Annotated in this window: 15 protein-coding genes; 8 read left to right on the plus strand and 7 right to left on the minus strand. The window is 57.3% G+C overall.

What is annotated here, in order from left to right; translation table 11 throughout:
- The first annotated feature begins 10 nt into the window (after positions 1–10).
- Genes IEV54_RS02000 through IEV54_RS02020 form a run of 5 tightly spaced genes read left to right on the plus strand, consistent with a single transcriptional unit; the run spans position 11 to position 4925 of the window.
- Entirely contained in the window at positions 11–1552 is a 1542-nt protein-coding gene (locus IEV54_RS02000; protein ID WP_150277512.1) for a hypothetical protein, read from the plus strand.
- Between the two features lie 2 nt (positions 1553–1554).
- Entirely contained in the window at positions 1555–2274 is a 720-nt protein-coding gene (locus tag IEV54_RS02005) for a hypothetical protein (protein WP_150277511.1), read from the plus strand.
- A 32-nt stretch (positions 2275–2306) separates the two neighbouring features.
- Entirely contained in the window at positions 2307–4187 is a 1881-nt protein-coding gene (locus tag IEV54_RS02010) for a collagen-like domain-containing protein (protein WP_150277510.1), read from the plus strand.
- Positions 4100–4714 (plus strand): HI_1402-related protein, encoded by a 615-nt coding sequence (locus IEV54_RS02015; RefSeq protein ID WP_150277509.1) that lies wholly within the window; start codon positions 4100–4102, stop codon positions 4712–4714. The genes IEV54_RS02010 and IEV54_RS02015 overlap by 88 nt, the downstream gene beginning before the upstream one ends.
- Positions 4715–4772: 58 nt before the next feature.
- On the plus strand, positions 4773–4925 hold the full coding sequence (locus tag IEV54_RS02020; protein ID WP_188434290.1) for a hypothetical protein: 153 nt from the start codon (positions 4773–4775) through the stop codon (positions 4923–4925).
- Positions 4926–5248: 323 nt separating this feature from the next.
- Here IEV54_RS02020 and IEV54_RS02025 read toward each other — a convergent pair whose 3' ends face one another.
- Complete coding sequence (locus tag IEV54_RS02025; protein WP_150277507.1) at positions 5249–5947, minus strand: hypothetical protein; 699 nt, start codon at positions 5945–5947, stop codon at positions 5249–5251.
- Between the two features lie 170 nt (positions 5948–6117).
- On the opposite strand from IEV54_RS02025, the gene IEV54_RS02030 reads away from it, so the two are divergent.
- The gene (locus tag IEV54_RS02030; protein ID WP_150277506.1) at positions 6118–6684 is read left to right on the plus strand and encodes a hypothetical protein; all 567 of its coding nucleotides are present in this window, start codon (positions 6118–6120) and stop codon (positions 6682–6684) included.
- Between the two features lie 39 nt (positions 6685–6723).
- On the opposite strand, the gene IEV54_RS02035 is transcribed toward IEV54_RS02030, so the two are convergent.
- The 3 genes from IEV54_RS02035 to IEV54_RS02045 form a co-directional block, all read right to left on the minus strand.
- Entirely contained in the window at positions 6724–6936 is a 213-nt protein-coding gene (locus IEV54_RS02035; protein WP_150277505.1) for a carbon storage regulator, read from the minus strand.
- A gap of 67 nt (positions 6937–7003) precedes the next feature.
- A complete protein-coding gene (locus IEV54_RS02040; protein ID WP_150277504.1) occupies positions 7004–7297 on the minus strand; it encodes a hypothetical protein in 294 nt (97 codons plus the stop codon).
- Positions 7298–7418: 121 nt separating this feature from the next.
- On the minus strand, positions 7419–7697 hold the full coding sequence (locus IEV54_RS02045) for a hypothetical protein (RefSeq protein WP_150277503.1): 279 nt from the start codon (positions 7695–7697) through the stop codon (positions 7419–7421).
- A gap of 287 nt (positions 7698–7984) precedes the next feature.
- Here IEV54_RS02045 and IEV54_RS02050 point away from each other — a divergent pair, with 287 nt between their 5' ends.
- Together IEV54_RS02050 and lysC are read left to right on the plus strand one after the other, a co-directional pair.
- On the plus strand, positions 7985–8521 hold the full coding sequence (locus IEV54_RS02050) for an N-acetylmuramoyl-L-alanine amidase (RefSeq protein WP_188434291.1): 537 nt from the start codon (positions 7985–7987) through the stop codon (positions 8519–8521).
- Positions 8522–8814: 293 nt separating this feature from the next.
- Positions 8815–9063, plus strand: a complete 249-nt coding sequence (gene lysC, locus IEV54_RS17500) for an Rz1-like lysis system protein LysC (RefSeq protein ID WP_223825566.1) — start codon at positions 8815–8817, stop codon at positions 9061–9063.
- A 70-nt stretch (positions 9064–9133) separates the two neighbouring features.
- On the opposite strand, the gene IEV54_RS02060 is transcribed toward lysC, so the two are convergent.
- The 3 genes from IEV54_RS02060 to coxB all read right to left on the minus strand — a co-directional run bounded on the left by IEV54_RS02060 (position 9134) and on the right by coxB (position 12643).
- Complete coding sequence (locus tag IEV54_RS02060) at positions 9134–9982, minus strand: hypothetical protein (protein WP_150279440.1); 849 nt, start codon at positions 9980–9982, stop codon at positions 9134–9136.
- A gap of 69 nt (positions 9983–10051) precedes the next feature.
- Positions 10052–11353 carry a tyrosine-type recombinase/integrase gene (locus tag IEV54_RS02065; RefSeq protein ID WP_150279441.1) on the minus strand — a complete coding sequence of 434 codons (1302 nt, stop codon included), beginning with the start codon at positions 11351–11353 and terminating at the stop codon, positions 10052–10054.
- A gap of 282 nt (positions 11354–11635) precedes the next feature.
- On the minus strand, positions 11636–12643 hold the full coding sequence (coxB, locus tag IEV54_RS02070) for a cytochrome c oxidase subunit II (protein ID WP_188434292.1): 1008 nt from the start codon (positions 12641–12643) through the stop codon (positions 11636–11638).
- Positions 12644–12819 lie beyond the last annotated feature (176 nt).

A 12819-nucleotide genomic window follows, 5' to 3' on the forward strand; every position in this document is an offset into this window, starting at 1 on the left:
GCGGGCGTTGATGTGGCCCTGGCATGGCCCCGTCGCGAATGGCGCCATCACCCTTACTGATGAAAGCACACGACCTTACCCGCAACCCATCGACACCGTAGGCCCCGACATTTACGCCGGCCCCGGCGATACCCATCTGATCACCGTGCCGGGTATTGACCCCATCACACCGGAAGAAGAGGCTGTTGCGCCCCCTGGCGGCGAGTGGTGGGCCGGGCAGGCGCTGATTACCGGTGCCAGCTTGTACGGCCAGGCGCTGCGAGGCTGGATCTACCAGGCCGAGGACGGCAGCCGCTGGCGTGTTCATATCCGCAATGCGGTGGTGAGTGCCTCGGACACGGTGGGCGAGTTTGTTACCCGGCGCTTTGGCGAGTGGCATGTAGAGCCGCAGGAGAAGGTGCAGGGGTTTGCGTTGGGCTATGGTCGTGCAACAGGGGCAGATGCGGCCAAGGTGTTTGCTGACCTGCGCTCATCCGCCAACGGTGTATTGCGCCTGCATAGCGTCAGCTCCACTGGCCGGCATGCCGTGTTGGCCCTGGCAGCGTATCAAAGCGCCAACGTCTCACCTCTGGACAAGAAGCCGCGGCCCTACCGTTTCTACCTGTGCAGCGTGACGGGTACCGGCGCCGATCTGTTGGTGAACGTCAGCCTGCTTTATGACATCGCGGACATTCGGCCAGCCAGCATATTCACCGAGCCGCCCATTGATAACCGTATCCTGGGTTATGTGCTGGGCCCTGAAGTGGCGCGCTCCCCGGCGACGGAAGACGGGGTGTATGTGGGCGACCGCGTGACCTATGATTTTGCAACCGAGGTGCTGACCGGGCCCGGTGGCGGCACGGACGTACCCCGCGCCGGCGAGTACACCGAGCATTACCGCTGGATGTGGGCTGTGCGCTTTGCTGATGAAACCCCGGTGCCGGTTTACTTCCACCTCGGGCTGGTCAGTCAGGTTACGAACAACGGCCTTCAGTGGGAGACCGCCACCCAGCGCGTGCAGGTTGAGCGCACAGACGGCACCACTCAGATAGAGGTATTGGGCCTGGCTCAGTTGGCTGGTACCAGGGTGGCCAACACGGATGCGGTATTTGAAACAGAGGGCGCTGCGCAGAACTGGATTCAGCCGCTGCCCTGCAGCGTGACCAGTACCGTGTCTGGCGATGTGGTCAGCAATGTGTATCTGGTGGGCAGCGAGACAGCAACGGTCGGCGGCCAGGATCTGGAGAATCTAGGCAGGCCGCCTGGGGCGCTGTTGACCGGCGACAACCTCAGCCGTCGCCCGATCGCGCAGGTATTCGCTGGCCCGAAAGACTCGCAGCTGGGCTCTGAAATCAACGTGCAGTACCTGCTCGACCTGTTCAGCAACAACTGCATGGGCCTCAGCACGCGCAGCACCAGCACCGCCGGCAGCTATGTCGGCGCCCTGACGCCAGACGGACTCAAAACCAGCACCGGCACCTGGTCCGAAACCAACCTGTTGCAGTACGGCAGCTACAACCCCAAAACCGGGCAGATCATCATCGCCGCCCCCACGCCCGTCAACTGGATATAACCATGCAGAAATTCGCGAACAACTGGGCGACTGTGCTGAGCGCGCCCCTGGCCAGCACAGACAACACCCTGACCGTGCCCACCGCCCAGGCGGACAAGCTGACGTTTGCCTCTGGCGATTACTACGACCTGACGATTGACCCGAACGGTGACGCCCCTGAGATCCTGCGCATCACCGGCAAGAGTGGCGGGGTGCTGACGATTGGCTCACGCGCTCGCGAGGGCACTGTCACGCCTGGCAGCTGGGCGGCGGATACCGTAATTGCTTGCACTGTGACGGCGGCATTTGCTGAGCTGATACAGCAGGGCGGCGCCTCCGCAGGATCGCCTGCGATTTTGGTAGACGAGGAGGCCGGTACTTTTGCCGTGCCCGCGGGCGCTGCCAACGTATGCGTATTTATGGGCCTGGGTGATGTTGTTTTGGATCTGCCTGTCCCGTCTGCGGGGCAGGGTCATTCGTTCGATCTGTATGTGTCGGGCGGCGCCGAAGCTGGGGATCTTCGATTGCGACTAACCGGGGGGCCGATTTCTATTCTGGGTGGGCCGGCATTTCAAAGCGGTAACGACCTGAACGGGGACTTGGTCATCACTCCCAGCAGCGATTATTTCTATGGCCGAGTTGTATTGAGTAGCGCCTCTACCGAGGTGTCGTTCGGCCTGTTCCTACTGACCTCGGACTCTGCGTGGTTTGCCCTGACGCCCCCGGACCCGCAACCCAACTGAGCAACAACCCGCCTACAGTAACGGAGACACCCATGCAGCCTACCCAGCTCGCACTTGTGATTCATAAGGGCGCGACCTTCCGTGCCCTTCTGCGCGTCATGCAGCCGACGCCCGAATACCGCGATATCACCACCATCAGCCCCACCGCCCCGTTGCGCCTGACCGTAGACCACGGACTGCCGACCGACTGGCCGATCTGGATCGAGCTGGTCCGCCAGTTGCCAGCCCTGAACCGTGCGCTGCCTCAGGAGAGGCCGCACTTCGCGCGGATGGTGGATGCCGAAACGCTGGAGATCAGCACCATCAATGCCACTGGCAGCAAGGCCTCTGGCGGCCAGATCGTGTACTACCCACCCCTGCCGCTGACCGGTGCCACTGCAGAGCTGACCCTGTATGAGAAGGGCGCGGCTGTGGGCACCTTGCCGGTGACCGTGGATGCGGGTGGCTGGGTAGATGTGGTGCTGACCGATGAGCAGACCGAGGCGCTGGAGTGGAGCGCGCTCGAGTACACGCTCGACGTGCAGCTGGGATCGACTGACGTGCTGCGGGTTTATGCGGGCAAGGTGACTGCCATTGCGGCAGGAACTGCTCCGGCCACCTGTCAGGGCTTTGCTGTGATTGGTGGGGACCGTGGGCCTGCCGGGCCAGCAGGCGAACCCGGCCCGGCCTTCCAGGTCGACGCCACTGGGCTGCTCGCTGATCGCTCCGCACACGACGGCGAGGATCTGAACTTCTCGTACCTGGCAACGGACAACGGGATGCTGTACTTCCGGATCGCTGGTGGCGGATGGTCAGACGGCACACCGTTTCAAGGTCCGCCCGGCGAAGCCGGACCAGCAGGCCCGATGGGTCCGGCTGGGGCCCAGGGCCCGGCGGGTGCTGATGGTGCGCAGGGCGCGCCAGGACCACAGGGTCTGCCGGGCCCGGAAGGACCAGTTGGGCCAGCAGGCCCGCCAGGTGCTCAGGGTTTGCAGGGTGAAGCCGGCCCCCCAGGTCCGGAGGGGCCGATTGGCCCGCAAGGTCCGCAAGGTGAAACCGGTGCGGGCCTCGCAATACTGGGTAGTTTGGATTCGATCGCCGAGCTACCCGGCACAGGCATCCAAGGCGATGCCTATATCATCAATGGCGACCTTTGGGTGTGGGCGACTGCGTCTTCTGACTGGGTCAATGCTGGAAACATTCAGGGCCCGCAAGGTATACAGGGCGAAGACGGTGAATCAGGCCCGCAAGGGCCAGCCGGGCCGCAGGGCATCCAGGGCGAAGTGGGGCCGACCGGGCCGACCGGGCCCGAGGGCCCGCAGGGTGTTCAAGGTGTTCAAGGCCCAGCAGGCTCCGCAGGTCCTGCCGGAGAGGATGGACGAGAAGTCGAGCTTCGCAACGACGGGACCCACCTCCAGTGGCGTTACTTGGGGGATGTAACATGGATAAACCTGGCGGCGCTATCGGATCTGGGTAGCGGCGGTGGCGGCGGTGGTTTTACTGCGGTTTATGGTAAAGCGACCAACTCGGCAAACGTAAGTGTTCCAAGCGGAACATTCACTGAGGTCACGCTAAACACCACAGTGCATGAAGCCGGTGGTGAGATACATAATCCAGCGTCAAATCCCGGACGCCTTACGGTCCCGGCAGGCCAGGGCGGAGCATATATCATCGGTGCGGGTGTCTTTTTGTCGGCTAGCAGTTCAGGACGTCGAGTGCTCCGGGTTCAGAAGAACGGCAGCTCTGACATAGTGCGGCAAGATATTTCACCTGTAACTGTACCCACTGCTCCTACTGGGCTTGTTTGTAGTTCTGTCGTTACTTTAGCGGCTGGAGACTACATCACATGCCAGGCATTCCAAGATTCCGGCAGTACCTTACAGGTTATGGTATTGGATTTTTCTCCGATGCTCTGGATGGCGAGGGTAGGATAATGATGGCGAGCATCGTACTGACCGATATTGACCACTGTTCAGGTATAGCCGTATTAGCAGGCCAGCCAGATATTGAAAAATACTGGTTGTCAGGAAATGTTCTGTTTGTGGCTGATGTGCCCCAAGAATCTCTTGAACAGGCTCAAGCACAGTACAGCCCATTTCAGTCGATGAAGACGCAAACGATAGAAAAAAATAACTCACTTTTTGAGCAGGCCATGCTGGCCTTGACCGCAGACTACCCGCCAAGCGAAATCAGCAGCTGGGAGCGGCAGCGGGCCGAGGCACTGGCATGGCAGGCGGACCATGCCGCACCTACGCCATGGATCGACATTGCTGCCCAGGTGCGCGGAGTGCCGCGCGCGGAGTACCTGCAGCGCACTGTCGCCAAAGTACAGTTGTTCGCCCAGGCCAGTGCATTTCTGGTTGGGCGGCGGCAGGCGATTGATGACGCGATAAGGCGGGCCACTACCATGGCAGAGCTTGAAGCGATCCGGATCGACTACACGCTGCCGGGGGCCGCGTAAGTTCTTCGGCGTTGCTCTGTTCGGGCCATGGACCCATAACGCGCTGTGCCGGATCAAGATGGCACGCATCCAGCTGGAGCTGCAGGCGTACAAGGTTCACGTCAAGATCGGCGTAGGGCCGGGGCTGCCGTATCGGGACCGTGAGTTCGCGATCAATGCGATGGTAGGGCATGGAATGGATGCGAAGGATGCGCGGCGGGCGCTGGGGTAGGCCTAAAAACCGGGACTGCTTAACCCGGCACAACAAGGATGCCGCCTTTGAACACGGCACAGGGATAGTAGCGTAAGCGGGTAGGGCGGGGAGTGACGGGGTTCACGTCTCTGACTTGGGGGAAATTTGGTGCGATAGATTCCCCCAGAATCCCCTAAGCACGCTATAGCATCATCAGGATAGATGCGGTTCTAGGGCCTTGCAGCATATCGCAGTCCCGCAGAATAGGGGGTGCAAACGGATTCGAAATCCGTCCCCCAGAGATTCATTCCCATCAAATCAAATCGTAGACAAAAAAGGATGTTGCTGAAACAGGACCGAGGTCATGCATTGCCATTTGTGTGGGCAGGGAACTGGTCGGGTTTGGTCTCGGCTTTTTTGGCTACATGGGTGTTGAGCTCTGTAAAGTACTCGTAATGGGAAATAGAGGCTTCTTGCAATAGCGCGATTAAGTCCAGTGTAATGCACGTCGCCATGCCTATCTCAGCCATTATCTTTTCTCGCATGGCTCCATAGAACCAAAGCCTCAAGGGGTCTTCTGTCGTTTTGAAAAAGGCAAAGCAGTTGTAGGTAGCGATCCATAGAGTTGTTAGTTCCGTCTGAGCTTTGCCGTAGCTGTATCCTGAGGTTAATTCCTCGGTTATATCTGAGTCAGAGAATGTCTGGTACGCCCCTATAACATCCTTGCTGTCTTGCTCGCTTAGACGTCTCAGCAGGGTTTGAAGAACATTGTCTAGCCTTTCGCGTGACGTGTTTTGTACGTGCTGCTCATGCAGGAACGATTGCTGCTCCCGTTGCAGGGTGTGTTGAGCTTTAAGGGTTTGGTGTTGCTGCCAAAGGATCCCAAGGGTAAGTAAGCCTAGCAGTGGTGCGTAAATCCCTGCCATAGCAGAACCCATCTCTGCCCACTGCCCATGGTCTGATGTGATCCTCCAGCCAAAGTGCCAGATGTAGATGGCGATCGGCGCGAGCAGTGCGGCACCGGCGGCAAGAATGGCTAGGGCGAGCTTGAAACGTTTCATGCGGGGCTTCCATGCGGTGGCAGAGTTGCAAGCCTAGCATGCAGGGCTGTGGACAGGTTGTCCCCAAGCAGTTGAGGTCAGATGAGGTTTAATTGCATCCTGCAGCGGCTGGTTTGCGCTGAAGCTCGCCACTACCCATACTCGTTGGATATTAAACGGGTGGACGAATCATGCTAAAAGCAGCAAGGGCAGAGCTGAGAGCGGCGAAAAATGCGCTCGAGCACATGAGTAATGCGGAAAGTTTTGAAGAGTATGAAGACTATTGGAGACAGCTTTTGAACTGTCTTGAGAAGTGTTGGAACAAAGCTGAAAGAGGTTGTCAGCATGTTCGGGATCAGTTTCAGCCATGGCAAGGCAGAACCCAAAACCTACGGAAAAAAGACATGCTGCTTCGCTATCTGAAGCAGGCGCGGGATGCGGATAATCACTCTATTCAAGAGCTTGCGGAGCACAGGCCGGGCGGAACAGGGCTCGGATTTCCGAACGGCTCAGGCCATATTAAAAGGCTGGAAATAGTGAACGGTGAGATTGTCCATTACGAGGGCGATCCTGTAACCCTCACGCACTATCCTTCCAGGCTTCTGGTAAAAAGCGTCGTTAATTCCGGCAAGTGGTATAACCCGCCAACTAGCCATCTGGAAAAGCCTTTGAACTCGGCTGACCCTCGGATTCTAGGGAAGCTTGGGATCGAGTTTTACGAGCGATTCATAGATGAGGCTGAAACGAAATTTTTCTAACTGACTAGCAGATTGACCGGGGTCAAGGCATGACCGTGGTCAAATCTTGCCTTTTGCCTGAGTAATCGGCTGGTCCTGGTTCGGCGATGCGGACGAATCGTCATAGATTATTAGCTCTTCCCGCAATACAAGGATCTCCCTAGGGGCGTCGATACCAATGCGAGCGCACTGGCCATCGGTGTCGAGTATCTCAAGTATCACGTTGTCGCCTATATAAATGCGCTCGCCGATCCGGCGGGTGAGTGCAAACATGGTCTGAATTCCTTTTCAAAAAGCATGAGCATGCCATCGGCCGGCTCGGTTGTCTGCGAACGGGATCTCATTCTGGCCGGCACAGCCAGCTTTGAGCATAAGCCGCCCCGTCGACGAGCTCAATGCCGGAGATTACAAAAGCGTTGGGCGCCATGGATTGCGCGCTCGCGTCCAGTAGGTCAGGTATCTGCGGTTCATTCAGCGGCATCGCGCCCTTCAGCATGGCGATGATGGAAGCGCGGCCGAGTGCACAGCTCTCGTGGTTGATGCGCACGTCACCGCGGATCTCTTCTGCTTTTCGTAGTTGGTCGGGGGTGAGCGGTACGCCCTGGGCTCGCATGCGCCTAACGAGAAAGATCATAGTGTTGGTCAATATGCTGTATGGATGTACAGCATATTGAATGAGGCAGGAAAATCAATCTGTTTGATTCTGGGCAGCCCGGCTGCGTAGGCGGTCTGCAGCCGGGCCTGTTCGGCTGGGCTTATCCTCCGTATTCGTGATGGATGACCTGATCTTTCTCGACATCCTGCAGGCTGTCCCACTCGCAGTCTTGGGGTTCTGCTGAGGCGTCGAGTGGCGGGTAATAGCCGCTGACTCGCCCGGCCCAGGTGGCTCCTGATTGTGATTTGAGTGTTATCTGGATTTGCCCTTGGTGCTCGTCTGACTCCACGAAGACGCGGTCTCCAGACTGAAGGCCGCGGTCAATTTTTGCGTCTTGATCCATTCCAGTCGACATCGTAGTGGCTTTCTTAAAGATCATGCTGAGTGCTCCTGCGTTTAGAGGGAGCAGGTGACGCTATGTGACTGAATGAGGGGTGCAATGGTTAATAAGTGCTTTGCAAGCTCGATGAGGCTGGTGAGGAGCCTGGTCAGGAGGATCAGCCTTTTGAGTGTGTGTTCGTTCATAAGTACCTCAGATTGGCGAGAGCGGGATGCTTTCTTCCGGCTAGGGTGACTTTTTATTTCCGGCTGCTGATCGGTCGGAACCCGACTCAATATGTGCCCGCTTCGGCGGGCTTTTTTATGCCTGCAATTCAGGAGCAACCCATGCAAACGAGAACACTCTTCATCAGCGCCGGCCACTCCGACGCTGACCCTGGTGCTGTGGGGAATGGCTATACCGAGGCCGATATCGTGCTGGAGTTTCGGGACCTGCTCGCCGGCGCGCTGCGCGCCCGGGGTGTTGAGTTCAGCAAGGATGGTGAGCCCGGCCAGAACCTGCCGCTGTCCAAGGCATGGCGGCTGGCGGCCACGCAAGATATTGCCCTGGAGTTCCACTGCAACGCATTCCGCGCGGCAACGGCCACGGGCGTGGAGACACTGAGCTGGCCAGGCCAGATGGATCTCGGCGGGCGCATCTGCAACGTCATCAGCGAGACCCTTGATATCGCCAACCGCGGCGCGAAGGGCGAGGCCAGCGGGCAGCACAGCCGCCTGGCATTCGTGAGCCGTGGCGGCGGGATCATTGTGGAGCTGTTCTTTATCAGCAACCCGCAGGACGTGGCCCGCTACCAGCGTTGGAAGCTGCAGCTTGCGGAGGTGCTAGCCGAGCTGCTGGCAGAGGAGGTGATGTGTGCTGACTAAATACAAGTTGCTGCTGCAGATCGGCGTGGCATTGGCTGTGCTGGTTGTGATCGCGGCCGTGGCCTGGTGGATCATCAGCCCCCGCATCGAGTTGGAAACCCAGCGGGCCGACCGTGCCGAAAGCGACCTGGCCAAGGAAAAGGAACTGACCGAGGTGCAAGCCCTGGTGCTGGAGGGGCAGCAGCGCGAGATCGACCGCGCCGCAGACATCGACCGCAGCATCAAACTGCTCGAGCAAACCATCACCCGCCAAGCCACCCGGCAAGAGCGCGCCATCCAGGAGCTAAAACGCAATGATCAAACCATCATGGATTATCTGGCTGAGCCTGTTCCTGCTGACCTCGGCATGCTCTACGCCCGCCCCGACACCACAGACCCAACCGCCTACCGTGCAGCGCAGCCAGTGCAACCTGGTGCCGTGCCTGCTACCGGGGAGGCCGCCGCTGGTGGTGAATGAGGATTGGCGCCGGGCGTTGGATGAGGTGGAGGGGGCGTTGGAGAGTTGTGCGCTGCAGGTGAGGGGGTGTATTGGTAAGGAGTAAGCTGCCGCGTCGCTGAATGCGCCATAATTCGATAATAATTCAGGAACCAGCTTCTGAAATAGTCGAAATATTAAAGAGCTGGATCGACCTCCCCGGGGCATGATAGCTGATACTGCGTCTGCGGAATCGGATGTCTCCATGTCCCGGGAGCTAGAAGCTCTTGAGAAATAGTGTATCTGTCGTAAGACTCGCCGGTCATGTAAACGGTAACACCGTAGGCGGTAAGCCAGGAATAATCTTGAGTGTCGCCCCGGGGCCACAATTGACCAACGCCAAGATAGTCGTCTAATAGTTTAATAAAAAACTTATCGTCTGTTTCAAATTTAGTTTTTTTGGGGCTGCTGTTTTGAAATGAATCGCCGGAGTCCAAAAGCAGTTGCTCTATATAGTAATCCCTTTTGACGTAAGAAATTTGATAAATCACTTTCTTGTTTTCAAGTTCTGGTAGCTCGGCATAATAATAGATAATTGAATCAAATAGCGCATGGTCTACTTTTACTATCCAGTAATCATTATTAGATTTTTCTATTTTTTCATCTTTATGGATTTTTTGTACTCTTGTTATCTCATCAAAAATTTTTATGCTTGGAAAACTTACAGGATATGGATTGCCCATATCTAGAATCCGTCCAAGCTCTAGCTCGGTAATTTTTTCTTGTTGGCTTTCTATTATCTCTTTTAATGCCGATGCGTCTTTTTTTAGGGATGACCGTTCAGAGTCAATATATTTATTATCGTTCCTTAATGAGTTTAGCTTCTCTTCAAGCTGGAACTTCTCCGAAGTTAGTGAGTCAACAGTAATTCTATGGTCATAGTTAAGCTGTGCGTTGAGCGATGGAAATAAAAATTGCACTGCAAATCCAATGCCCGCAGCACCCGAGGCTATAGAAATTATCACAGGGCTACCTTTCCAATCCATGTCGCTTTCCTTTTGCAGCTTTTTAGTTCAGTACTCATAATTGACGAGCTTTGGTGTTCGTAAACCCTTTCATATAAGCAAGTCTGCTAGAGCTGACTCATACTCTCTAATAGCTCGCCACTTGTCCGGAAGGGCTGCGTCCGGATTATTAGCATAATGTTTGTTGGCTACGCCAGTCTGCCCGTGGTCCTGCAGCAGATCCCGCAGGTGCGGCTCGATGCCGGCGCGCTGCATCACCTGCTTGATGGTGCGGCGCAGATCCCTGGGCGTAAATGGCTGTACGCGCTTGCCGGCTTCCTTTTCGATCCAGGAGGCTTCGTCATCGATGAACCTGACGATCGCGTTGCGGGGTGTGCTGATCACCATGGGCGCATCGCCTGTGTATGACCACGGCCATTCATGCTGGCCGGTCAGGGTACGCACCTCCTCAAGGATCCCGATCGCGCGATCGGTGAGCGGCGTCATGTTCACCCTGGCTTTGCCTCGGCCCTTCAGGCTGGGCGTGCTGAATACCTTCCCCTCGATGTCATACGCTGACCATGGCGCCTGCATCATCCGGTAGGGCCGCTGGCCTCCGGTGGCGATCATGAACTGCACCAACAGCGTGACCAGCTTCCCTACCTTCTTTGCCTTCACCAGGTTGTGCCAGAAGTGACGCAACTCCTCATCTGTCAGCGCTCGATCGTGAGCGTTCTCGCCTTCCTTCTGCCGTCGCAATGCCGCCACCGGGTTGTGTGTCAGCCCGAATGATTTGCGGCTCTTCCTTGCAACGTCATACTCCGCCTGCAGCCCCATCTGAAATGCCGCGTGTAGATACGTGCGCGCTCGGTTGTACTGAGTCTTCGCGCCACGCTCCCAGAACGGGGAGAGCAGCGTCATGCAATGGATGGGTTCGATATCGCGGGCTTTGAGGGCCACCACTTCTGGATGTTTTTCGATGAAATCCTTGGTGATGATGCGCTCGATCTCCTTGGCCGACACCACGGCATTGGCGTGCAGCTCGGCCGTATAGTCCTCGAGGAGATCTTGCAGGGATCCGCGCCTGGCTTCGGTCGCTGCTTTTTGCAGAGCTTCAGCCTCGGCCGCGGCTTCATCGGTGGCACGCTGCTGCAGTTGGGCTTTGAGATTGGGGTGTTCCTGCCGCAGGCCGGCCAGCTCGGATGCCTTGGCCCGGCATTCAGCCAGGGTCATCACGCCGTAGGTGCCGATCTTGATTGCCTCGGCCTTCCCCTCGAAGTGATACTGGTAGTACGCCTCGGTTGCACCAGACTCCCTCCGGCGGAAGAGCAGGGCACCATCACCCCGACCGCCGACCCGCTCCGACACTTTCCCCTTCAGCGTTTTAACTTCCCGATCCGTCAGCCTGGCCATATTGGTCCCTGTTTTGGTCCCTGTTTCTACTCGGTTGGCATCATATCTGGCTGTACACCATCGGACAATCGCAGGTCGTTAAGTGTCTGTTTTGTATAGGGTGTAGGCTTTTCAGGCGGACAGGGCTGTCCGTGAAAATACGCGCCGATCAACGCCTCCTAAGCGGTAGGTCCCCGGTTCGAATCCGGGCTCGCGCACCAATCTTGGTATTTCTCCCCCGGATCCGACACTTTTACGCGCCTGCTGCTTGAGCCCGAGCGTGATACGGGTGAATCGAACCATTTATTCCAATCCGCTCAGATACGTCGCCAGTGCCTGGAGCTTCTCCTCTCCGAGAGCTGCAAAGGGGGGCATCTTCGTGCCCGGTTTGAGCTCCCTTGTATGTCCGATCCAGCGGCTGAAGCTCTCCGGGTCCATGGACAACGTATCCGCAGCCAGACCCAGGCGACTCCCTACATGGGTGAGATCGGGGCCGGTCCGACCCTTGGCATTGGTGCCGCGAATGGTGTGGCAATCTACGCAGGTGTTGGTCATGAATACTTGCTGGCCGCTCAGGGCGGCTTCACTGGTAGGCGTTTTTGCCGGTCGGGCCTGCCTGGATAACCACTCCTCGAATGCCTGCTGCTCCATTACCTTTACCTTGAAGCGCATAAAGGAATGGGACGTGCCGCAATATTCGGCGCAGACACCCTGAAAAGTGCCGGTACGGGTGGGTTCCAGGAGCAGTTGGTTGGTGCGGCCGGGGATCATGTCCACCTTGCCGCCCAGCGCAGGGATCCAGAAAGAATGGATAACATTGGTGCTGGTCAGTTTGAACAAAACCGACTTGCCGACCGGCAGGCGAATTTCGTTGGCCAGCTCTATAACCTCGCCAGCAGCCGTTGCATACGAGATGCGCCACCACCACTGCTCACCCGAAACACTGATGTTCATCTCGGCCTGCTCGTGCCGGCGAGTGTCTGGCATCAGCGAGAGCCCATAGATCAACAACGCAGACAGTACGACCGCGGGAAACAGGATCCCTCCTCCAACGATCATCCATTGGCTCCTGTTGGAGTCGTGTTTCGCCGGATTGGCCCTGATGACGAAGAGCGCAAGGGCTACTACGGAAATCCAGATGAGCATGCCGCCACCAAGCATCCACCAGAACAGCGTGGCAATGCGTTCAGCCTGCAGTCCTGCGGGTGCCAATATGGACTGGCTACCCTCACAGGCACTCAGTGTGATCGCGAGGAGCGCGATAGTTGTGCGGCAAATACAGGTCAACACATATTGCCAGGTCCAATCCATGATCCGGTCCATTCGACGATTCAATTATTTACGACATCACCATAAACAAAAAGTTAGCCAGGGGGTGTGTGGGATCAATAGCGCGCTTCGTGCAGCTTTGGTGCGCATCGCAGGAGAAATATGCCTGTTTTGGTGCGCCTATTTGTGTCAATTGGACCATCGATTCATCTAAATGT

Source organism: Halopseudomonas salina (genome assembly GCF_014637955.1).
GTDB lineage: Bacteria > Pseudomonadota > Gammaproteobacteria > Pseudomonadales > Pseudomonadaceae > Halopseudomonas > Halopseudomonas salina.